Annotated in this window: 16 protein-coding genes and 1 pseudogene; 10 read left to right on the top strand and 7 right to left on the bottom strand. The window is 59.9% G+C overall.

Going from position 1 to position 22,265, the window contains the following annotated elements; genetic code table 11:
• Positions 1-13: 13 nt before the first annotated feature.
• Both HHAL_RS07855 and HHAL_RS07860 read left to right on the top strand, forming a co-directional pair.
• Positions 14-1,432: a putative O-glycosylation ligase, exosortase A system-associated gene (locus HHAL_RS07855; protein WP_011814344.1), complete on the top strand. Its 1,419-nt coding sequence runs from the start codon at positions 14-16 to the stop codon at positions 1,430-1,432.
• Positions 1,433-1,443: 11 nt separating this feature from the next.
• Positions 1,444-2,889, top strand: a complete 1,446-nt coding sequence (locus tag HHAL_RS07860; RefSeq protein WP_011814345.1) for an asparagine synthase-related protein — start codon at positions 1,444-1,446, stop codon at positions 2,887-2,889.
• Between the two features lie 204 nt (positions 2,890-3,093).
• On the opposite strand, the gene HHAL_RS13065 is transcribed toward HHAL_RS07860, so the two are convergent.
• The 3 genes from HHAL_RS13065 to HHAL_RS07870 all read right to left on the bottom strand — a co-directional run bounded on the left by HHAL_RS13065 (position 3,094) and on the right by HHAL_RS07870 (position 7,292).
• Positions 3,094-4,131, bottom strand: coding sequence for a sugar-transfer associated ATP-grasp domain-containing protein (locus HHAL_RS13065; protein ID WP_187147853.1), 1,038 nt, complete (start codon positions 4,129-4,131; stop codon positions 3,094-3,096).
• Between the two features lie 330 nt (positions 4,132-4,461).
• The gene (locus tag HHAL_RS13585; protein WP_011814347.1) at positions 4,462-5,337 is read right to left on the bottom strand and encodes a hypothetical protein; all 876 of its coding nucleotides are present in this window, start codon (positions 5,335-5,337) and stop codon (positions 4,462-4,464) included.
• 137 nt (positions 5,338-5,474) lie between these two features.
• Positions 5,475-7,292 carry an ABC transporter ATP-binding protein gene (locus HHAL_RS07870; RefSeq protein WP_011814348.1) on the bottom strand — a complete coding sequence of 606 codons (1,818 nt, stop codon included), beginning with the start codon at positions 7,290-7,292 and terminating at the stop codon, positions 5,475-5,477.
• A gap of 406 nt (positions 7,293-7,698) precedes the next feature.
• Between HHAL_RS07870 and HHAL_RS07875 the strand changes: the two genes are divergently transcribed.
• From HHAL_RS07875 to HHAL_RS07890, 6 genes are all read left to right on the top strand, one after another.
• Entirely contained in the window at positions 7,699-8,667 is a 969-nt protein-coding gene (locus HHAL_RS07875) for a sulfotransferase family protein (protein ID WP_011814349.1), read from the top strand.
• 736 nt (positions 8,668-9,403) lie between these two features.
• Positions 9,404-10,993, top strand: coding sequence for an acyl-CoA ligase (AMP-forming), exosortase A system-associated (locus HHAL_RS13075; RefSeq protein ID WP_011814350.1), 1,590 nt, complete (start codon positions 9,404-9,406; stop codon positions 10,991-10,993).
• Positions 10,990-12,225, top strand: coding sequence for a pyridoxal-dependent decarboxylase, exosortase A system-associated (locus HHAL_RS07885; protein WP_011814351.1), 1,236 nt, complete (start codon positions 10,990-10,992; stop codon positions 12,223-12,225). The genes HHAL_RS13075 and HHAL_RS07885 overlap by 4 nt, the downstream gene beginning before the upstream one ends.
• Positions 12,226-12,391: 166 nt before the next feature.
• Positions 12,392-13,393 carry a glycosyltransferase gene (locus tag HHAL_RS13080; protein ID WP_011814352.1) on the top strand — a complete coding sequence of 334 codons (1,002 nt, stop codon included), beginning with the start codon at positions 12,392-12,394 and terminating at the stop codon, positions 13,391-13,393.
• Between the two features lie 2 nt (positions 13,394-13,395).
• Positions 13,396-14,628 (top strand): DegT/DnrJ/EryC1/StrS family aminotransferase, encoded by a 1,233-nt coding sequence (locus tag HHAL_RS13085; protein WP_011814353.1) that lies wholly within the window; start codon positions 13,396-13,398, stop codon positions 14,626-14,628.
• Entirely contained in the window at positions 14,625-15,704 is a 1,080-nt protein-coding gene (locus HHAL_RS07890) for a GNAT family N-acetyltransferase (protein WP_011814354.1), read from the top strand. The genes HHAL_RS13085 and HHAL_RS07890 overlap by 4 nt, the downstream gene beginning before the upstream one ends.
• Here HHAL_RS07890 and HHAL_RS13090 read toward each other — a convergent pair.
• Genes HHAL_RS13090 through HHAL_RS07905 form a run of 4 tightly spaced genes read right to left on the bottom strand, consistent with a single transcriptional unit; the run spans position 15,667 to position 18,879 of the window.
• Positions 15,667-16,905: a carboxylate--amine ligase gene (locus HHAL_RS13090; protein WP_011814355.1), complete on the bottom strand. Its 1,239-nt coding sequence runs from the start codon at positions 16,903-16,905 to the stop codon at positions 15,667-15,669. The genes HHAL_RS07890 and HHAL_RS13090 overlap by 38 nt on opposite strands.
• On the bottom strand, positions 16,906-17,820 hold the full coding sequence (locus tag HHAL_RS07895) for a hydrolase 1, exosortase A system-associated (RefSeq protein WP_011814356.1): 915 nt from the start codon (positions 17,818-17,820) through the stop codon (positions 16,906-16,908).
• Entirely contained in the window at positions 17,799-18,617 is an 819-nt protein-coding gene (locus HHAL_RS07900; protein WP_041595112.1) for a hydrolase 2, exosortase A system-associated, read from the bottom strand. Before HHAL_RS07900 ends, HHAL_RS07895 begins: the two co-directional genes overlap by 22 nt.
• 7 nt (positions 18,618-18,624) lie before the next feature.
• Complete coding sequence (locus tag HHAL_RS07905; RefSeq protein WP_011814358.1) at positions 18,625-18,879, bottom strand: acyl carrier protein; 255 nt, start codon at positions 18,877-18,879, stop codon at positions 18,625-18,627.
• 670 nt (positions 18,880-19,549) lie between these two features.
• Between HHAL_RS07905 and HHAL_RS13095 the strand changes: the two genes are divergently transcribed.
• Positions 19,550-20,371 carry a glycosyltransferase gene (locus HHAL_RS13095; RefSeq protein WP_187147854.1) on the top strand — a complete coding sequence of 274 codons (822 nt, stop codon included), beginning with the start codon at positions 19,550-19,552 and terminating at the stop codon, positions 20,369-20,371.
• Positions 20,372-21,646: 1,275 nt separating this feature from the next.
• Positions 21,647-22,180 (top strand): annotated as a pseudogene (locus HHAL_RS13665) (arsenate reductase/protein-tyrosine-phosphatase family protein); the annotation flags it as partial.
• Between the last annotated feature and the right edge of the window lie 85 nt (positions 22,181-22,265).

Consider the following 22,265-nt stretch of genomic DNA (forward strand, 5'->3'; position numbering starts at 1 on the left):
GCCGAATCCGCTTATGGACCTTCGTGACATCGTCTTCGGCACCATCCTGATCTCCAGCCTGCCGCTGATCTTATACAGGCCCTGGATCGGGCCGCTGATGTGGTACTGGGTGGGCTTTTTTAATCCGCACCAGCAGGCGTGGGGGTTCTTTGCCGGTGCTCAGGTCGCACTCCCCGTCGCTATCGCGACCCTCGCAGCCACCGCCTATACCCAGGAGAAGCGCTGGCCACCGATGACTCGGGAGATGTGGCTGGTCTTCCTTCAGGTCATCCTGTTCACGGTGATTACGTTCGGCTTCGCCTGGCTCCCGGATGACGCGTTCGGGCTCTGGGATCAGCGGATGCGCATCATCTTGATGACCGTCATCACGGTAATACTGATCTACGGGAAGCAGCGCGTCATGGCGCTGCTGGCCATGATCACCCTGTCCATCGCCTACTTCGGCTTCAAGGGCGGCCCCTATACGCTCAGCACCGGATTCGGGGGGATGGTACTCGGGCCACAGGGAACGTTCATCGGCGGCAATACCGATATCGGCCTGGCTCTGGTGATGATCCTGCCTCTCACCTTAATCCTCGCCCGCCAGGTCTATCACGGGCGTTTCGAACTCCCGATCCGCATCCCCGGCTTCGAAACCTGGCACCGGCTGATTGGGCTCGCCCTCTACGGCGGCTTCTGGATGACCCTGATCTCGATCATTGGGACCCAGTCCCGCGGTGCCTGGGTAGCCCTGGCATGCACCTGGCCGTTCATCTTCTGGCGCCTGCGCTTCAAGTGGGCCCTGGTCGCCGCCGTCGTCCTCGCGGTTGGGGTCATCGGAGTCACGGTCCCGGACCGCGTGGCCCACGAGTGGCAGACCCTTGTCGAATACGAGGACGACGGGTCCGCACAGGGCCGATTCCACGCGTGGGATGTGGCTTGGAACATTGGGGTGGAGCACCCGCTGACCGGTGCCGGCTTTGGTGCCCAACGCATCGACGCCGAGCTATGGCGCTCCTACAGTAGCGATGGTGATGGCAGCCCGCTCGCACAGCACAGCATCTACTTCCAGACGCTGGCCGAGAACGGATTCCTGGGGCTCGGGCTGTTCCTGGCACTACTTGGCTTTACGCTGCTCACCCTGAACCGTCTGCGTCGCGACGCCGCTCAGCACCCGGATACGCTCTGGATCAGCGAGTGGTCGTGGGCCCTCGCCATCGGCCTGATCGGTTACTGCGTCGCGGGGGCCTTCTTGAGCCTCGCGTACTTCGACCTGATGTACGCCTTTATCGCCCTAGCCATCATCCTGCGCCGAGAATTTGAGGATGTCCGGGTCGCGGTACGGTACCCCAGCCCGACCACCGCCACAGCACCACAACAAACGCCGGTGGGCGAAGTCGGCTATCGTCCGGGTACTCCGCCGCGTGCCCTCTATCGACGCCCCCCTGCATAACGGGAGTTTGCATGTACTGCCTGATCGATCAGCACGGTGCGATGTCCGGACACCCCTCCCATCAATTGGCCTTTGATAAGGCCGATGACGAGCCCACACTGTTGGCCTGGTGGGCTTTTGATGGCGAGTGTCTGCAGATCCAGGCTGACCGCCTCGGCGTCATCCCACTCTTCCATGGCGTGTTACCGACGGGAGGCTACGTCGTCTCGGACTCACTGCTCGAGGCTTGCTCTCTCGCCGGGCAACCGCTGGATCTTGACCATGCGGCGATCGCCGTTTTCCTCCGGTTGGGCTACTACCTGGGGGAGGATACCCCCTTCAGGGCGCTCCGGGTTCTAGCCCCCGGAGAGCGCATCCATTTCACACCGCGAAGGCTCACACGGCATGTTCCAGATTTACCCATCATGGCGCCGCGAGCGTTACCTCGAGACGCGGCAATCAGGGAGTACGATTCCCTTTTTTCGGAGGCCATTCGTGCACGATCCGTCGGCACTCAGCTAAAGACCCTCCCATTATCCGGGGGGCGCGACTCCAGGCACATCCTACTGGAACTGGATCGCTTGGGCCGCCGACCTGAAAGGGCCGTGATCAGTGCTAGAAGCGGAACGGACGACACAGATCGCGCTGTCACTTTGGCGAAATACTTGGACCTTGACATCGACCTGGTCACCCAACCAGAAGACTTCTTCGCCCTCGAAAAGGAGAAAAACCGACGCAACCATTTCCTGACCGATGAGAACGCCTGGTACCTGCCTATTGCGCAACACCTCCAGGGAACCGTACTAGACGGGTTGGGCGGCGATGTCCTGTCCAACGGTTATGGTTTCAAGCGTCGACTGGCCTCCCTGATGGCAGACAACCGACTAAGCGAAGCCGCGTCGTTCTTGCTTCCATCCACAGCGAGCACCAAAGTCCTGAAACCCTTCTACCGCGACCAGTGGTCTCGGACAGTCGCAATGAATAGGTTGCATGCAGAGCTCGCAAGGCATGCAAAGGCGCCCAACCCAGTCGCTTCCTTCCTATTCTGGAATCGCACTCGTCGTGAGGTGGCGCTTATCCCCTTGACCCTAATCGCACCGCGGGCAGACGTCGCCTTGCCGTATCTCGACGCCTCCCTGCTGGACTTTTTCCTTTCCCTCCCGGCTGAGGACTTTGGAGAACCAGGTTTCCATGATGAGGTACTAGCTACCACCTATCCAAAAGCCTCCCAGCTCCCCTATGCCACGAAAAAAAAAGCCACGGGACAACGCTGGGCTCGCATCAAGCGCTCTCGCGCTTATCACCAGCAACTTCGCGCTGCGTTTGATCTTTACCGCCATGGGCATTTAGTCGGCCACGGGTGTCTGCCATATTTGCTCGAATCCTTCATTACGGGACACGACCGTCCTATCTCATGGCCGTTTCGTCCACTGCACCCCCTAGAACAACTGTTAGAGCATACCGCTGTACGAATGTAATGCCGACTACCTTAGGCCCTCGCAATCACCGTCTCACCCCGGTGACGGAATGCGGCGTCGCGCCCGGTCTATTAGCATGGCTGACGATGCACGCCAACGTGGCCAAGCACAGAACCAGTGCTTATCGAACGCAGAACCATCACCATAGCCACCACTCTAGTTTTATACCCCATCCTCCCGACTGATTGAATGCTCATCGATTGGTCAGACCGAGGCATAACTTTCTCCCAGGGCTTCCGCAGCCACTACGTTCTCTGCAAAATCCCGTACCCGACCGATGATCTCGGGCTCAACCCAGGCCGCGCGGTGGCACCCCCAATCCCAGTTTCCTTCGATAAGGTAAGGCCCTTGTGGTGAAATAGCGATATCCCAACCGATCGTTCGAACACCTGGAAACACGTCGCGGTGCGCGGCCTCCGCCACCTGCAGCACGCTGGTCCAGAAGGGGATCTTAACCCCCCCGAGCACTGCACCGCTATCCGGGTGTCTTTCACATGCGGTCACCTCAAAACCGTGAATCCAGAACCCAGTATCCCGCGTGGCTCCCCCGACTAGGTCAACGCCTATTATTACCCGCCCATCCCGGGCATTGTCTGTTATCGCCCCCCGCGCCCCGATCCTTAGAACGGCAACAAGCGGGACCACATTACGGCTGCCATCGATTCCGGTGACGATGCGCAGCGTATTCAGGGAGTTTTTATGGATTCGCTCGAGGACGGGGTGATTATAAATTTTCCTCTGCACAACAAATGGGCTATCGTAAGAGGCCATTTCTAACTCATTCGGGATGTCAAAAGAAGGCTGGCCATAATCAGAGCGCACACCGATGCAGAATATTTGCTTCCCTTGCTGACCGAACTGCGGCTTGGCAATAATTTCTTCACCCGAGAGCACATCGGGATCATTTTTGAAAAATGGTTCTTTGGCATGCTGACCATCCGGTACAAACGCCCCACGATGGAGCGTTCCTATAACCGGCGCGGTGGGCACCCCCTGCTCAGCCACCTTAAAGTAGAAGTCGAGTTTGTCAGTTAGGCTTTGGGCGTGCTCTTGGCCATTTCTGGAAGAGGTGTCCGCATAGCAGGTCCCCTGCCCGTACGAATCACGGACACTGTGGAAATAGGCGGGCCGGAGGATACGTATACGTCGCCGTCGCAAATCACAGTTAAACGCTAGGTAAGCGTCCGGTGTATTCTTAAAAATGACGGTCGCGTACAAGAGCTCGAAAAACCGACGGGGCAACGGCTTCCGCTCCTGATAACAATGGCCGCGGGGGTTGCTCCTAGCCAGACGAATTAGTGGCCGGATATTTCTGCAAATAAATGCACCCCTCCAGTAGTAGGGCTGCGCCTTTGACCATAACCGTCCGAGCCAATGGCTTTTGGATATTTTATTTTTGTTAATCATTTACAGACTCCCATAACCTGCCGGTCTCAATCACAACATAACGTAATTCGGGCTTTCCAAAACAAAGGCCACTCATACTCAGCATATTCTCAGGCAGCAATAGCTTGGTCGTCGCCGGTGTGGAAGCGCGCGCTGATATGGCATCAGCCACGATCTACCTCTGTTTCAGTTTTTATAGCACTCCCGCAGGCCGAGCTGCGAGCAGACAGTTTCGAGATCATAATTATAAGACAAATCCTTACTTAAATCACGGCGGTCATCCTGGGGCGATTGTGGCACGTAGTCTTTTCGTCCGATTCGTGTACAATGCCCCTCCCTGACCCTCTTCAGATCAATAGGATGAACCTTACCCCCATGGATCTCATGCCACGCTAGAATACCGCCCCCGTGATCGTAGTCATATTGACGCCGCAACCGAGCACGCAGAGAATCCGGGCAATTCGGATGCCTCCAGACGTTCCTCCACCAACCGGCACCGACTTCGAATTGTGAGCGGCTTGCCCCAGCCGTCGTGCAGCCGATGAGTTCCCAGAACCGATCACGTTTTCCGTACCACCTTTTGTACCATGGCCGACGACTGTCTAGTGCACTTATGTGCCCGTCCGGTAAAGCCTCAAACCACTCGGCCAAATCCTGCAGGACCGATTGTCGCACCAACAAGTCTGAATGCCAGAACGCCAGCCGCCCGCAGAACAGATGGGAAAATTCCACGGGAAACAGGAAGTGCATGATGGGATAGTTGAATCCGGCGTTGAAATCCACCCTCACCGCACCCTCCTCTAGCGGTGGCTCGCCGGAGCGCGGGTCACCCCCTACGACCGGGGTCCAATCGACGGACTTAACCAGTCGCTGCTGGACTCGACACCAGTCGGGATCGACATTCCAACACAGCCAAGGTTTCGCAACCCCCCGCAGCTGTTCCCGCCACTGCTGGGAGCACGCCTCGATCTCGGCGACCCGGCTTGCCGGAAACACATCCCAGTTCCCCTTTGCTTCGCGGAGCCACTGCCGCTGCTGGTCGGTGTAATCGCCTTCAGTCACGGTAGAACACCCCTACTACCCCGGTCATTCACCTTGGGCGCATACGCTCAACCTCGGGCCAGCCGAGCCAGACGATGGCTGCCATTGCGTTCATCCACCTTCGCAAGAGCAGCCTTCTTGGAGCAGAGAGACATACGCTAGGCCATCCCTGCTGCGAGCTGCGTTAAGCGCCCATCCTGTGCGATCAAATCGTCCCAGGAGCCTTCTTCCACCAAACGCCCCTGCTCCAGGACGAAGAGCCGGTCGCAGTTCTTGACCGTTGTCAGACGGTGGGCGATCAGGATGATCGTTTTCTGGCCAGCCAGGTTGTGCACGGCACTCATGACGGACTTCTCGGTTGCGGTATCCAGCGCGCTGGTCGCCTCATCAAAGATGAGTACCGCCGGATCCCGGTACAGGGCTCGTGCGATACCGATTCGCTGCCTCTGCCCACCGGACAACCGGACCCCTCGCTCTCCGATCGGCGTATCGTAACCACTGGGTAACTGCGTTCTAACAAAGCCATCCAGATTCGCCAGCCGGGCGGCTCGTTCCACAGCAAGCTCATCGATCTCCGAGGCTTTAAGCCCCAGGGCGATATTTCCGCGGACCGTGTCGTCCGCCAGAAAGATATGCTGTGGCACATACCCGATGCCGGCTTGCCAATCGCGCAGAGTCTGTTGACGCAGCGTGACCCCATCGACGCGCATCTCGCCGGAGTCAGGCGCCAGCAGTCCCAGCAGCAGATCGACCACGGTGCTCTTCCCTGCCCCCGAGGGCCCCACGATCCCCACTGTGGTATTGGCCGGGATCGCCAATGACAGTTGCTGCACAGCGTGCATCTCGGCGCCCGGGTACCGGAACGATACCTGGTCTAGCTCAATGGCCTGGCGCGGCACCATGGGCTCGGGCTGTCGTCGCTGGTGAACTAGGGGCACCACTTCCGAGCGATCATTGAGATCCTTCAAGAGCGTCTCCACCGCGGGCATGTTGAACCGTAGCTGAGCGAACGCTCCAAAGAGGCTCTGGAATGCCGGAATCAGACGCTTTACAGCCAAGGCGTAGAGACCAATGATCGGCAGCGCCTGCGCAACCCCTCCCCCATCGGCCATCAGGTAAAGAACAAGGAGCAGTACACCACCGAAGGCGATCGCCTCGATGGCGTACTGGGGTAAGTTCTCAAGGATCTGCGAATTGGCCTGGTGCCGCGCGAACTGATGGGCCGCCCCTTTGTACCGCTCCAGGTAAGGACGCTCTCGGCCAAGCAGGCGGATCTCCTTCGCCCCCGCGAAGGCCTCCCCGACCGCAGCAAAGCGCTTCTCGTTGGCGGAGACTCGCTCGGCACCGATCCGAGCCAACCATACCCGGGCAACCAGGTAGATCACGCCGTAGGTCAAACCCAGCACGCTGGCAGCAAGCAGCGTCAACCAGGGCTCTACGAGAAGGAGCAAGCCCAAAATGGCCAAAGCCAGGATCCCGTTGCTGAGCAGCTTTAAAAGGGGCATCAGCCCGCCCCGGATAGCGTGATTGGTCTCCTCCAAGATCGACTTGGACAGATCCGCGGAGTTGCGGTTGAGGTAGAACGTGTAGGGGCGCCGGAGATAGTCGGCCATCAAGCGGCAGGAAACACTGTATCGGCGCATGTGCGTAAAGCGGGTTTCGGTCCATTTCGTCGCCGCTTGAACCGCATTGCCGATGACGATCAGGGCGAAGGCGGCCCCACCAAGAAAGAAGAGGAACGAACGGGCCGTCTCGAAGGGCAGCACCTCATACGCCGCGCTTAGCCAGCGGTGTTCGTGAACGACCGATGGATCGCCCAGGACGGAGAGGAACGGCATAACCGAGGCGATACCCACCGTCTGGACGAAAGCGTTGACGACCATCAGCACGACGAGTCCAGCCGTCATATACTTCTCGCGTCGGGTCAGCAGGCTGAGTGTCTTGCGGGGAACCTCAACAAAGGAGCGCAGGATCATTGCAGGAGACATCCTCGGTGTCGGCGATTTTTGCGGCTAACTCCGACGACGGCTATCACCGGACGAAACAACCCCATGTCTGTATTGGGCCTTAGACCCCTGTACACCACCACTGACAGTGTAGACCGTGTGCCGAGCCCGTCATCCGTCTAGTCAGCGAAGGCACCCATTGCCGCCCCTAGCCACCTGGCTGAGCACGCGGTCATAGTCAACCCAACCTAGAGGGCTCCGGGCCCTCAGCTGCGGCTACGCAACCACGCCACCCTTCCGCCATCGAATGCTTTCTGCTATAGGACTTGAGGGGAAGGCCGATCATTGCTGCCGGCACCTCCGCCGATACGGGGCTTGGTCTTTCAAATGAAGCCACCTGGCACTTGGTACCAAGACCAACGGGTAGATAGCCACTATGGATCAAAAGCCGCCTCTCGTGCTCATCGTGGGCACTGGACGCTCCGGGACCACCTTTTTAGGCAAGCTTCTCGATAGCCATCCTCGAGTCCGGTACCGACATGAACCGGATTGGGCCTATGTCGACCCTTCACTTCCGTTCCTACCACGTCCAACAGAACAAGACGCTTACCGGCATCAGGCAGCGCAATACTTCCGCCGCCTTGCGGAGGTTCGAGCGGTGAAGGTCACCGGCAAGACACCGCTTTTCCGAAAGTCTTATCGTTCGGGCCCGAGAGAGGCCGCCCACCGTCTGAACCTCGCCATAGGCCACGTCCTCGACTCCTTGGGGATCGCTAAGAAACGCGACCTCGTGTGGGACATGGTGCAAAAGGACGCCACCGATGACCTGGTAACCGTCATCAAGAGCGTAAACTCCCTTGCTCGAGCGCCCCTATTCGCTCATGCGCTTCCCAACACACCGATTGTGCATATTATCCGGCACCCCGCCGGCGTCGTCGCCTCCCGACTCCGGGGGGCTAACCGAGGCTTGATGGGCTCTAAAACCTACATTGACAGCCTATTCGACGCGGGGTATGCGGAGGCATCAGGGCTGAAACGTGAACAAGTACAAGAATGGCCTCTAGAGAAGCAATTTGCCTTCGAATGGATGACGCTCAATGAAACCGTCTACCGGTCACTTCGGAACCACGAACAATACATCTGCGTGACCCACGAAGCTCTTTCTCGCTCAACTGAAAAGACCACTCAGTCAATACTTGCCCACATCGGGATCGACTGGAACGAGCAGACGGCGCATTTCATTCGCTCCCTGCGCGCGAAAACCGCTTCCTCCGGCTTTTTCGACGTCCAGAGAGCCCCAGAACCTCAGATCGAGAGATGGCGTAACGAAATGACTAACACGCAATTGAAATGGATCGAGGAGGTGATTGAACCTTCACGGGTCGGACAATGGTTTTTAAATTAAATTCCTCGAGGGCTGTTTTTGAAAAAAAAAACACGCACAGACGTAAATCTTGTCTTTAAAAGCATATCGGCACTATCCCTTGACCTTTTTTAAACGCTTCTCTTCCGCACCCACGCCTCACCCAAGCGCGGGCAACTTGCCACTGGGAAAAAACCCGCGACCACGGACTGCCCAGCTGTACGCCCGAGGTCTTCGCATAGCTTCGAAAAACACTTGAACATGAATGCTGGCAGCGACAGGGCTGCGAAACCTCGTTTACAATAAAGACCATTTTCCGGGCCGCCCACCGCCGCCATCCCAAACGGTATTGATCTATTCGCACTTGATGCCCAAACTGTAACAACTCAAATAGGCTGCGACGGCACGGACTCCATCATAGCGCCGGAGGGGTTTCTTTTAAATAGGCCGGATCAGAGCCTTTATAGTTTTTTCAGGACCAAATAGCAAGGTTCTCCACCATCGGGAATAGCGATGATAGACAGCGACCGCCACAAACGAAGCGTTGGAGAACCCCACCTTCCAGGATCCGGGTGCACCGGGGCTGCCCTTCGCCCGCCCGGAGCACCACCGCACTCGACCGGCACGTTCCATCGATTAGTTGCCCGCACGCGCCCGCCCCGAGCAGGCGATGGAGAAATGGTGCAACTAGGCAGAGCGTTGAGCTTGCGCCCCCCCCGGTCAGCAACTACGCTCAAATTGTGAGTGGGATCCCTATACATGTGAGGCCGATCAATCGATGCTACGCCTTTTCCCAGACCTTGTTTTCGCTTCCGCCAGGACGCGCCCCGAAAACATCGCGCTAACTCAAGCTGATCAGCGCTGGAGCTATCAACAGGTTGCGGAGGAAGTCGCATCATTAGCTACCGCCCTTCGCGGTTTCGGCCTTGAAGCCAACGAACGGGTCGCAATCTATTTGGAGAAGCGCCCAGAGGCCGTTATGGCACTTTTCGGTGCTAGCGCAGCTGGCGGCGTCGCGATTCCAGTCAACCCAGCGCTGAGACCGCACCAGGTCGCACACATCCTCGACGATTCCGGGGCAACTGTGCTGATCACCTCCGGTCCTCGCTTACAACAACTTTGGGATGCTCTAGACGGAGCACAGCCCTTCAAGGCCATCGTGGTAGGCGACTCGGATGCTGGAGAGCACCGGCCAAATCAACCCATCCCGTGGGGCGCGTGGCCTCGGGTGACATCCCCCCCCACCCCGCGGCGAATCGACTCCGATATGGCGGCAATCCTGTATACCTCAGGCAGCACCGGCCTACCCAAGGGGGTGGTGCTCTCCCACCGCAACCTCGTTACCGGCGCCATCAGCGTCAGCGAGTACCTCCAGAACGCCGCCTCAGACCGGATCCTCAGTGTCCTACCACTGAGTTTCGACTATGGCCTGAGCCAGATTACGACAGGCTTTGCCACAGGCGCCGAGGTTATCCTCCTCAACTACCTGCTACCCCAGGATGTCCCCCGCGCTGTGTCGCGTTACGAGGTTACCGGGCTGGCGGCCGTGCCTCCGCTGTGGATTGAATTGGCCAATCTTGATTGGCCCGACGCTGCCCGCAGTACCCTGCGTTATATCACCAATTCGGGTGGCGCGATGCCACCTTCAACGCTTCAAAAACTCCGCGACCAATTACCCGGAACGGCACCCTATCTGATGTACGGGCTCACAGAAGGGTTCCGTTCCACTTACCTACCCCCAGAGGAGATCGATCGGCGACCCGGGTCGATCGGCAAGGCTATCCCCAACGCCGAGGTGCAGGTCGTGCGAGAAGATGGTTCGCCCTGCGCCCCCAATGAGCCCGGCGAGCTCGTTCATCGGGGTCCTTTGGTTAGTCTGGGATACTGGCAGGCCCCCGACACGACCGCTAAACGCTTCCGCCCAGCACCCGGACAACCTGCTGGACTCCCACTGCCGGAGATCGCGGTCTGGTCGGGAGATACGGTTTACGCTGACGAAGATGGCTACCTCTATTTCGTAGGCCGGAACGATGAGATGATCAAGAGTTCCGGCTACCGAATCAGCCCCCAAGAGATCGAGAACGTCCTCGACGGAACGCCTGGACTCACGGAGGCAGTCGCCATCGGTGTTCCGCATCACCGCTTAGGAGAGGCAATACTAGTCCTCGCTACCGTAGAGGAGGGGCCAGCCGGTGCATGTGAGGACGATTTGCGGGCGAGGTGCCGCCAACAACTCCCCCCCTTCATGGTGCCATCAGCCTTCCTCCTTTGGACGCAACCACTGCCACGCAATCCCAACGGTAAGGTCGATCGAGCAGGCCTTCGCCATCGTCACGCGGAGTTCTTTGCCGAGACGGAGGAACCATGAACCCGCACGTCGCTCACTTGCCCTGTATGGAGGTCTTCTCCATACAGGACGGTGAATTAACGCTACAAGGCGTCCCGGTCACACAGTTGGCCGAGAGCGCCGGACAGACGCCGTTCTTTGCTTATGATCGAGCCATGATCGACCACCGCGTGGCGGCATTGCGCGCTACGCTCCCGCCCGAGATCCATCTTCACTACGCGATCAAGGCCAATCCTATGCCGGAACTCGTCCAGCACCTCGCCCGAATGGTCGACGGCTTGGACGTGGCGTCCGCTGGGGAGCTGGCGCTGGCACTTGAAACCGAGACCGCCCCGGCCGATATCTCCATTGCGGGGCCGGGGAAACAGGATCACGAGCTTGCTCGGGCATTGGAATCCGGCGTCACCATCAACTTGGAGTCTCCCGGCGAGCTGGAGCGCCTGGCCGAGCTGGCCAACCGGCACGGGCGCACCCCCTCTGTGGCGATCCGGATCAATCCCGATTTCACGCTCAAGACGTCTGGTATGCAGATGGGCGGCGGCCCCAAGCAGTTCGGGATTGATACCGAGCAGGCCCCGGCAGTTCTGCATCGAATCGGCGAACTCTCTTTCGATTTTCGAGGTTTCCAGATCTTCGCAGGTTCCCAGAACCTGAACACGGACGCCCTCATCACTGCTCAGAACGGCATCTTCGAACTCTTCAACCGCCTTGCCGACGAGGCTCCCGCTCCGGTCACTCTGCTCAACATGGGGGGAGGGCTTGGCATTCCCTACTTCGCCAACGATAGACCCCTGGACTTAGACCGCTACGGGGAACACCTGCACCGCCATGTCGCGGCTTGTCGCCAGAGGTTCCCGAATGTCCAGATCGTGCTTGAGCTCGGCCGCTACCTGGTGGGTGAGGCCGGAGTTTATGTCGTTCGCGTTATCGATCGTAAGGTTTCGCGCGGGCAGGTCTTCCTGGTCACCGATGGCGGCATGCACCACCACCTTGCAGCCTCGGGGAATCTTGGCCAAACCATACGCCGCGACTACCCCATCGCCCTTGCCACGGCGATGGACCACCCCGCCGCGGAGGACGTGTCTGTTGTCGGTCCGTTGTGCACGCCGCTAGATGTTCTGGGTAGTCGCGTCCCTCTCCCCTACGCGAAGCCCGGGGATCTGATCGTGGTGTTCCAGTCCGGCGCTTACGGTCTGAGTGCGAGCCCAACCTATTTTCTTAACCACCCTAAGGCAGCGGAATTACTTGTTTGACCCCGGACCAAGTCACTGCATTGCTGCGTGAGACCTGCTCCCGCCGGACTTTCCTGTCAGCCCAGAGCGCTTCATCCAGGGCGCTTGCCCAGCCCTTAGCCAATCGTAATAAAATAAAAGTTTAGAAACAGAATCCAAGAATCAAAAACACGAAGGCAGCTCGAAAATGGCCAGCACCCCAAGCGTCTCCGTCATCATCCCCGCGCTGAACTGTGCGCCTTTTATTAGTGCCGCGATCGAGAGCGTCCTCAAACAGGGTGGTGATCAGCTAGAGGTACTTGTCATTGACGACGGATCTACGGACGAGACCGCAAATATCGTCCGGAGCTATCCAAGCCCCGTGCATCTGCTCCGCACGCAGACACCTCGATCCGGCGCTGCTGCCGCCAGAAACGTGGGGCTGCGCCACGCACACGGCCGCCTCATAGCCTTCCTGGACGGAGACGATGTCTGGTTACCCGGGAAGCTAGCACTGCAGACCAGCACATTGGAGAACCACCCCGACGTAGCACTCGTCTGCACTCGCGGCGGAAGATGGGAACCGGACAACGAATCCTATGAACAAGCCCATCAACGCTTCATCACTGCCGATGCCACCTCGGAACCAACTGACTTCTACCCCGCCGGCTGGATTTACCACATGCTTTTGCTGCGACCAGCCTGGGTGTGGACCTCTACAGTGGTAATGCGCCGAGAACTGGTGGAGAAGGTCGGTGAGTTTGACGAGTCTTTGCGCTTAGGCCAGGACTACGAGTATTGGCTTCGCTGCTCCCGCGAAACCCAAATTTTACGCGTGGCGAAAGTGCTAGCCCTCTACCGACAACACGCCAACAATTCCACCAATAAACCGCGCAACCGGAACTTTGAACTAGAAGTGGTTCAAAGAGCGCTCGATCGCTGGGGAAGGCATGGCCCCGATGGCCAAGCTGCTGATAAGAAACAAATCAAGAAGAGATTTGCACGAATGCATTTCCGTATGGGGTATCAGCATTTCTGGGCTGGAGACCCGCGCATTGCAGCAAAAGAATTCTATCACTCGATCCGCACCAACCCGAGAGCCTGGCGTGCGTGGGCCTATGCCAGCGCATCAGCAGTACGCGGTCTTTTCGTCCCCACCCCCCGGAACCAGAAACCTCCGAGCGGGGGCGAGCGCCGGCACGGAGAGTAGGCATGCCCGCCATCGATCCCATTCCAAAGATGCCGCTACTCACACAAACGCTATGGCGCGGCACAGGCCGGGACAAACTGCATTATCCGTCGGTGCTTGATCGACCTAACCTGTACCACTTTAACTGGGCGCGGGAAGGACTCGAAATGGCCCTCCGCGCTTTGGGTCTCAAACCGAACGATGAAGTGCTGCTGCCCGCCTACCACTGTTTATCCATGATTACGCCGGTACTGCGCGCCGGCGGTCAGCCAACCTTCTACCCGGTCCAAGCCGATACACGCATCGAAGTCTCTGAACTCAGTCGCCACATTACAGCGCGGACCCGCGTCGTCATAGCTCCCTACTTCTTCGGTTTCGACCAACCCATGAGCGCCATTAGGGAACTCTGTGATCGATCCGGAGTGACCTTGATCGAAGACTGCGCCCACGCCCTGTACGGCACACCGGGGGGCCAACCCGTTGGCTCAATCGGTCACTACGCAGTGGCCAGCCCTTGGAAATTCCTACCCGTGACTCGGGGCGGCTGCCTGGTCGTGAATGATCCCGTCACCCATCCGGCCCCCAAGATGCCCGCCGGACCAACGGCCCGCGCCGAACTTAAGGACGGCCTCAACACCCTTGAACGTTCCATGGACTATGGGCGACTGCCCCTGCTCAACCCCTTCTTGCGGCCTATCCTGTCGCTAAGCGAAGCGCTCTCGCGCCGCCGCCACTCCACTCAGGGGGTAGAAGCCGATTCACGCCCATTGGACGAATCAATCGCTTGGGCTGACCCGCCCCCGGCACCCCTGAGTCGCGTCGGTCGTTGGTTGCTACAACATAGCGACCGAATGGCTCAGTGCGAACTGAGGCGTGAATACTACCTGCGCCTGGCCGAGGCCTGGCGCGACCTGCCGGGGGCCACCCTCCTCCACAGACGATTACCCGACCATGTCGTTCCTCAGGTCGTACCCTTAACCACGCGGAACCCCCGGGACTTCGCGGCGGCGCTGCTTTCCGAGGGCATACCGGTTATCCGGTTCGGTGGGCAACTGTGGCCACGAACGCCCCCGCAGACATGCACGAATGCGCCCATGCTATCCGCTTGCGTATTCCAGTTTCCGTGCCACCCAAGCTTGACCACCGCGGAGGTCGACTCGATCGCAAGACGCGTGCGAGCAATCCTGCTCAACACCCCATCCGGTACCCCCTCGCCCCGGGATTACGGCCGATCAGCGGAGATGGAACAACCATGAGCACCAGATACCCGTGGACTGTCGAGCGACTCGACTTGAACTCCAACGAGCTTCTCCCCGATGACTGGCAGCGACTCAATCAACGCTGTTGTGGCGCCCACCCGCTGTTATCCGCCGATTTCTTCACCGCTCTGCTCCGCCACTTTCCTGGCGAAGACGTCTACCTAGCCGCGCTGCATGATCGCGAGCTACCGATCGCTATGGCGCTGTTAACCCCCCTCACCGCGATGCGCTGGGCACTCTACCATCCGAGCCAGGCCCCTTTGGGACCCATCCTGCTCGATTCGTCACAAGTGGATCCCGATCGCGCCCTGGCAGACCTCCTCGATACCCTACCGGGGCAGACCCTGCAACTGGATTTAACTCAGCTAGATCCCACTTTTTTCCCTGTGGCGTTCGACTCGAATCGAGTCGAGAGGATCCACTATGTCACGACTATGGCGGTATCCCCTGAGGGCAGCTTCGAAACATACTTAAGCAACCGACCGCGCAAGTTACGCTCCAACCTGCGACGCTACCGGCGCCGACTCGAAGAGGCAGGCATGCAAATCGAACTGAAGTGCCTGACCGACCCGCAGGCGGTAGCAGAGACAGTCGATGAGCACGGCAGATTGGAGAGTTCCGGATGGAAGGGTGAAATCGGCACGGCCATGCGCCCGGACAACTCTCAAGGACGATTTTATCGTGACTTGATGAAAGATCATGCATATGAGGGTAAGGGGTGGGTTTATTGTCTAAACGTCGACGGCAGCATTGCCGCCACTTGGCTGGTCATCCGAGGCGGTGGCATGATCTCGATGCTAAAAACCGCCTATGATGAATCCCTTGCCAAGTACTCAGTGGGTCGAGTCCTCCTAGTTGAGACCTTGGAGGAGTTGTTTAAGATCGATGGCGTCCAAAGCATAGAGTTCTACACGAATGCCAATGCGGATCAACTGGAGTGGGCGACGGATAGCCGTTCGATCGAGCACCTCAATTTTTACCGCCACCAGGCCGTACAGCGGTCACGTGCGGCGGCACGCCGGGCAAACCAGGTATTCAGGCAGATCCAGGCCGTTTGGAAGCGAAAACCTTGAGTGCCTTCCGCCCCACTTGGCGGGCCACCAACGCAGAGGAGGTGGACAAATTCTGCCACGCTGGCTGGACGTCTCGCCACGCCCATAAGGCGTCCCGGGTGGAATTCACAAAATCCGCCCCGAAGGTGCCCACATCCTTTGCCGCACTGGCTAGTGATACTTCGCCTTGGGTCACGCCCGAGAAGAGCTCAGGCAACCGCCTCAGGTCTCCCCCTAGCCACCGCATACGTTGGCCAACCGGGTAGGAATCCGGAATCTCCGGCTCCTTGCCATGAAGTAGTTGCCAGGCATAGTAAGGGAAAGCAACTCCGCACTGGATCGGCAACCCAATCGACCCCCAGCAGCGGCCGTTGATCTCCATCAAAGCGGCCCGTCCAGATGCTGCATCATAGCGCATCTCCACCATCGCCAGCCCCTGCCACTCCAGCGCCTTCAGCAGTTCCACAGCGTAACTGCGCAACACTGGATCCGGCCTTTCACTAACGCAACGCACCGCAACACCACCGCTGCGTGGGAGCTCCTTGAGACGGCGATGCTGAAATATCGTCACCGGTCTACCCCGGTCCATCAGCACCTCAACACCGACCCCACTTCCCGGAACGTACTCCTGGACCATCCACTCGGTACCCCACGCGCTGTGGGCGTTCAGAAAATCCTGCAGCTCGCTGTGTCGATTAAAATAGCGGATGCGTACCGGACTGGGCCTGCCACGATCTGAGGGTTTAACCACAACCGGGAAATGCAGATTTTCAATCCAGCTCTCTGGCTCTTCATCGGCGCGAATGTAAAGGGTCCGCGGCATAGGCACCCCGAGACGCTCGGCTACAGCTAGGGTTCCCGACTTATCCAGAACGCTTCGCGCCCGCTCTTTGTCCGGGTACATGCGCAGAATGCGCTCACCGAGTACGTCATCACAAGCCGCTAAAGCGCTAAGAGCACCATCGCCGACTGGCACTACGGTATCGATACCGTAGCGATCAACAGCCCCAAGGAGGCTCTCACAGAAAGCATCAAGCGAGTCATCTGGATGCTCGAGCGTCAGATATCCTTCGAGGGCTTTCGTTTTGATTGACGCTCCCTCGCCGGAAAAACAAGCCCCATAGACTGGGATTCCCTTGCCACTCAGACAACGCGCGACGGGCACCACAATCCGCGGGAAATGCCCCAGCAGCAGGGTGGCAGGCGGTCTGTCAATCTTCATTCAGCACCCATCACGACGGCTCGCTTCAAGCCACTGCAGCGTCCATTCCGCCACCTGATTGCGCCAGACGGCACGAGAGAAGGTGTGATCCGCTCCCTCCAGGCGGCGGGTAGTAACTCGTTCCTGATCAAGCAGCCCAAGCCACGAGTCGTTTCGTGTCGCCGTATCGACAAACTCGGCCGCAGTCAGGTCGTCTCCGCTAAGCACGAGCAGGATCGGCCCGTCGAAGCGGCGCCAGCCGGCTGCCATGCGCACCGGGAGAGGATCCCCAGGGGCCAAACCTGCTGACTGACCCTCCGGCCAATGGCCACGCCGCGCATTCGCCCGCAGGACAACAGCTACCTTTTCCATTAGCCCGCGGGCAGATCTCGTCAGACTGAGTCGCCCCGTGAGGAGGCGCATCCAGAAGTCCCCACTGAACAGTTGCCGCCAGTAGTAGTGGCGCAGATAAGCACTGGCAATCCCGGCCTCAGTGCGCACCCAAGGATTGAGGAGCACAAGCCCGCTGATTCGGCGATCCTGCGACGCATAGAGCAATGCCGCGGAGGCCGCATCACACAACCCCCAAACCACAACCTCGCGAACCGCTGGAGTAAGCCGCTGAAACTCATCGATCGCGCAGCCGATATCCGTCTCTACAGCGTCGTAGCCGCGCTGCTCGCCACCCGCATCTCCCATGCCTCGATAGTCAAAACGAAAGACCGGAACCCCGTGCTCCGCTAGGTAGCGGGCGAGCAGGAGAAACTGTCGGTGACTACCGATCCGATACTGCGGACCACCGACGACCAACAGAAGACCACGCTCAGCGCTTTGCAACGGGCGGTGGAGGATGCCGGGCAACTCTTCCCCTTCAATGCGGAAGACGGTCGCCTCCTCCAGTGCCTCAGCACAGGCTAGCCGTGTTGCACTTGCCATCGCGTGGTTTCCTCAATCAAGGCAGGTGCCGTACCAATCTCCTGGGTTGCCCAAAACGGCTCCCCGGGGAGGGCTTGTGCCTCCACCCGCACTTCTTGACTGCGCCAGCCCTGAACGATCCGCTGGCTAGCCGGAGAGAGCGAAGCCCCGCTTCCCTCCTCCTCACTAGAGCCGGACACCTCCAACCACAGAACTGAATCAGCCGGCGGCTGAAGGCGCGCACGATTAAGGGCTGCAGCTAACTGCGGGTGCAGAGTGTAGCCGGCAATCTCCAGGGGCTCGCCCTGTTCCAACCGCTCTCGCAACGCTCGCGTAGTCTCGGCCGCCTCGCCGTTGAGCATGCCAGAAGCCATCCTCAGGCGTAAGAATTGAGTCAAAAAGTGCTGACCATTGACCACCGGCTGCCAGAGTATGACGCCCCGCAGCGAAAAAGGCAGCCGTTCGGCCAAGTCAACCGCCAGCAGACATCCCGCGCGCAAGCCCCATAAGGTTACCGGCCCTGGGTAGCAGTCCATGACCTCAGAAAGGCCGTCGGCCAAGTCGTCGACCCATAGTTCCCAACGACCGTCGGCGAAGTCACCGCCGCTATCACCGCAGCCGTAACAATCAGGCACAAGCACCGCCCACCCCTCGCGAGCCAGGGCGCGGGCTTGTTGCGCGATCATGCGCCGCGATTTGTTCAGCTCTTCCGCGAACGGCGGAGTGTGGAGAACAACCCCGCGAGGCTGGCGATCTTGAGGCAGAAACAAAACCTCGAAGAGGGAGCCCTGGCGACCCGCCCGAAACCTAGGGTGCATTGCCGCACTAGAGTTCGTTGATCTTCCCATCAACAAAGTCTGCCAAGCTACCTAAAGTGGCGAAGGTCTCACCACTGACCTCGTCATCCTCAATGATGAAACCAAAGCGCTCCTCGCAGGCCGTAAGCACTGAGACAACCGCCATGGAATCCAACTCCGGCAACGCTCCCAACAGCGCGGTGTCACGATCAAAACGCTTAGCACGCCCACCTAAGCTTAGCGTAGCGTCCAAGATCCCTTTGACTTCCTCAATACTCGACATGCGAACTCCACTCTCCATCAATTCGTTCCGGCAAACCCCAAGCTGTTCAGGGACACTTTAAGCCAAGCGTAGCATCCTCAAGCACCCTGCTCGGGCTTGAAGGACGTCTACCAGACACCAAGCGGGCCAACGCGATCTCGCGGTCGCCTGGAGCGCAGCTCAAGAGTGACTACACTGAGGGCACCAGACGCGAGGATAGGCTCTCGGTCGCGCCGCAGCCAGCACCTTGAACGCGTTGCGGTCGGATCGACGACTCAAGGAAGGACGTATTGGCGAACATGACCATGTTCTTTTACCGAGATAGGCAGCTAGCAGCCGCCAGGTTGGCACCCCGCTTCCATGTAACCAGGTCTCTTCGGCCTTCTTCAGTATCCTGCCTAACCGCACAAGGGACGGTCCCCTCGGCATGAGGATCCTGTTTGTCTCCACGCTCAGTCACATCCCACAGCGAGCGAGCGGGGCCAATAGCTCAACCGATCAGCTCTGCCGCGGACTCTCATCGAGGGGGCACCACGTGGCTGTCCTATCGAGTCTGAGAGGTGGAGACCGACTCGCTTGGTGGAACCGCCTACGGCACCACCTGACACCGGGGCAGAACCTCCCACCGGACCGGGCATGCGGCTACCTGACCTACCGCGGTTATGCTCCCCTGAAAGATCTCGATGAGGCCTTGGGTGACTTCCGGCCCGACATTGCCGTTGCTGATGTCGGAAAGACCAGCCGTATCGCTGAAGCGCTACGGGCGCGCAGAGTCCCCACAGTGGCCTATCTACGCGACCTGGAACCGGAGACGTTCTCGGATCACCCCGTCACTGATCCACAGGTGAGCTTCATCGCCAATTCTCAGTTCACTGCCTCAGCCTATGCACAGCACCGCGACCTCCAGTGTCAGATTATCCGCCCGCTGGTTCACCCGGAGTATTACCGCGTGAATTCAACGCGCGAAGTCGCACTCCACATCAACCCCTCCCCGAAGAAAGGCATCGACATCACGCTGAATCTGGCCGAGGCTCGCCTGGACATCCCGTTCCTGCTGGTCGAAACCTGGAGTCTGGCGCGCGAGCTGCGCGAGCACTACCGCCGCCGTGCCGCCGAATTGCCCAACGTGCGTGTCGTCCCGACTCAAAGGGATATGCGAGCCTATTACGGGCGCACCCGGGTCGTCCTGGCGCCGAGTATCTGGCCGGAGACTTGGGGTCGCATTGCTACAGAGGCTCATATCAGCGGCATCCCGGTCTTGGCCAGCACACGCGGCGGCCTGCCCGAGTCGGTGGGTCCGGGCGGAACGCTGCTGGATCCCGAAGCGCCTTTGGAGCAGTGGGTCGAGGCCCTCGGCAGGCTTTGGGACGATAGGACGGTCTACGCAAGGCTAAGCCGTGCCGCCCTGGACCACGCCGACCGGCCGGAGATTCACCCCAAACGGGTTTTGGATGACTTTTCAGGCGTTCTCGAACAAACCCGCGCGATGGCCACAGCGTCGACTCCCGCCTAAGCCACGGCCACGGGGCAAAGGAGCACCCCAAGGATGAAACCGCCCGTCGCTTCCACGCTGATCCTCGGCGCCTGCCCACGCATTGTCGTCCCGATCGGGCACTGCCTGCGCCAGCGCGGGATTCCCGTCGTGGCCGGCTCACTGTTGCCAGGCAGACCGGCCATCCGCAGCCGCACCCTGCGCGAGTTTCGGCGGCTTACGCCACCCTCGCTGTGCCAGGACACGTTCCGGGAGGAGTTGAATCGGCTGATCGTCGACCACAACGTCGACACCCTGATCCCCACCGGCGACGAGGTGCTGACCGCGCTGGCCCGCGAAGAAGCCTTTTGGCGCCAGCGCCTCCACGTCTGCAGCCCCCGCTGGGCGGTCGCCCGGCAGGCCCTGGACAAGGCAGAGATTGCACGGCTGGCCGAGGAACGTGGCATGGCGTGTCCGCGCAGCCTGCTCGTCCGTCGGTCCGAGGATATCGAGCACCTGCCCAATGACTTCCCCTTCCCGGTCATCATCAAGCCCGCTGACAAAACTCGGAGCAACCAGCTGCGCCTGCGCAGCTTCGACGAACCGAGCGCCCTCAAACGCTTCGTTGCCCGATACGCCCGGGCGGAGGAGCCGTGGCTGATCCAAGAGCACGTTAGCGGTTACGGCTTGGGGATCGCGGCGTTGATGCACGACGGCGAGCCGCTGACCCTGTTCCAGCACAGCCGGCTTAAGGAGTACCCGATCACCGGCGGGGTGGCCACACGCTGTGTTGCCCAACCGGTCGATCCCGGGCTTCGAGAGCAGACGATTGAACTGCTGGGCGCCCTCCGTTGGCAGGGCATAGCCATGGTCGAGTACCGCTACAATCCGATGACCGACCGCAACGTGCTTATTGAAGTCAACGGCCACTACCAGGAGTCCGTGGCCCTCCCGCTCCATTGCGGGGTCAACCTGCCCTGGTACGAGTGGCAGCTCGCTCACGGGCAACACCCGCAGCCTGCGGGTTACCGGCCAGGGCGACGGCTGCGGTGGCTGGCCGGGGATCTGCAGCGCCTGCCGGAGGCCGCGGGGGCAGTCGTCGCCGGGGAGATTCCGATCCGGCAGGCGGCCCACGATACCCTCACCCTCTTCACCGACTTCCTGGCGCCCTGCACCCACGATGCCCTATGGCGATTCCGAGATCCGCTCCCCGCGCTGGACGAGCTCAACCGGGCCTTACGCCAGGTCGGCACCAAGGTGTTGCGGAAATTCGGCAAGCTGACCCTGCCGCAGCGCGGGTACCAGTCCTTGGACCGGATGATTGCCCTCGGGCCGCGCGGAGCGTGGCAATACGGGCGGCTAAGCCGCAGCAGTCCACCGACCCCGCCGGAGCCACAAGAGCTACGAAAGGTACGCACGATCCTGTTCATCTGCCACGGCAATATCGCCCGGAGTGCCATGAGCGCTGCATGGCTGCGCAGCGCGCTGCAGGAGCGGGGCGCGGAGCACGTGACAGTGGAATCAGCCGGGGTCTCAGCATCGGATGGCAAGGGCGCCGATCCGGATGCCGCCGGGGCAGCGCCCTGCTTTGGCATCTCGCTTGAGTCCCACCGGGCCCGTCGCGTCACCGCCGCCCATGTGGCTGCGACCGACGCCATCTTCGTGATGGACTACCTGAACTGGGTGCGCCTCATGCGGCACTTCCCGGAGGCGAACGGGAAGACCTGGCTACTCGGCAGCCTGGACCCGGAGGCAGGTCGTTTGGCCGAGTACGGAGCGGAAATCCGCGACCCCTATGGGCAAGGTAGGCGCCAGACCGAGGCCTGCTTCTTGCAAATCGTCGCCTGCCTGCAGGAACTGCTCCGACATCTAACGGGCTCAGAACAGACTAAGCCCTCCCCTCCGTTAAGAGATGTCCCCCCCCACCTCTTACTAG

The sequence above is a fragment of the Halorhodospira halophila SL1 genome, from assembly GCF_000015585.1.
GTDB lineage: Bacteria > Pseudomonadota > Gammaproteobacteria > Nitrococcales > Halorhodospiraceae > Halorhodospira > Halorhodospira halophila.

What these genes read in the sequence shown, in the direction of transcription:
- HHAL_RS07885 (WP_011814351.1), top strand. Translation starts at nt 10,990, where the DNA reads ATGAACCCGCACGTCGCTCACTTGCCCTGTATGGAGGTCTTCTCCATA.
- HHAL_RS13075 (WP_011814350.1), top strand. Translation starts at nt 9,404, where the DNA reads ATGCTACGCCTTTTCCCAGACCTTGTTTTCGCTTCCGCCAGGACGCGC.
- HHAL_RS07870 (WP_011814348.1), bottom strand. Translation starts at nt 7,292, where the DNA reads ATGATCCTGCGCTCCTTTGTTGAGGTTCCCCGCAAGACACTCAGCCTG.
- HHAL_RS13090 (WP_011814355.1), bottom strand. Translation starts at nt 16,905, where the DNA reads ATGAAGATTGACAGACCGCCTGCCACCCTGCTGCTGGGGCATTTCCCG.
- HHAL_RS13080 (WP_011814352.1), top strand. Translation starts at nt 12,392, where the DNA reads ATGGCCAGCACCCCAAGCGTCTCCGTCATCATCCCCGCGCTGAACTGT.
- HHAL_RS07900 (WP_041595112.1), bottom strand. Translation starts at nt 18,617, where the DNA reads ATGCACCCTAGGTTTCGGGCGGGTCGCCAGGGCTCCCTCTTCGAGGTT.
- HHAL_RS07905 (WP_011814358.1), bottom strand. Translation starts at nt 18,879, where the DNA reads ATGTCGAGTATTGAGGAAGTCAAAGGGATCTTGGACGCTACGCTAAGC.
- HHAL_RS07895 (WP_011814356.1), bottom strand. Translation starts at nt 17,820, where the DNA reads ATGGCAAGTGCAACACGGCTAGCCTGTGCTGAGGCACTGGAGGAGGCG.
- HHAL_RS07875 (WP_011814349.1), top strand. Translation starts at nt 7,699, where the DNA reads ATGGATCAAAAGCCGCCTCTCGTGCTCATCGTGGGCACTGGACGCTCC.
- HHAL_RS07855 (WP_011814344.1), top strand. Translation starts at nt 14, where the DNA reads ATGGACCTTCGTGACATCGTCTTCGGCACCATCCTGATCTCCAGCCTG.
- HHAL_RS07860 (WP_011814345.1), top strand. Translation starts at nt 1,444, where the DNA reads ATGTACTGCCTGATCGATCAGCACGGTGCGATGTCCGGACACCCCTCC.
- HHAL_RS07890 (WP_011814354.1), top strand. Translation starts at nt 14,625, where the DNA reads ATGAGCACCAGATACCCGTGGACTGTCGAGCGACTCGACTTGAACTCC.
- HHAL_RS13085 (WP_011814353.1), top strand. Translation starts at nt 13,396, where the DNA reads ATGCCCGCCATCGATCCCATTCCAAAGATGCCGCTACTCACACAAACG.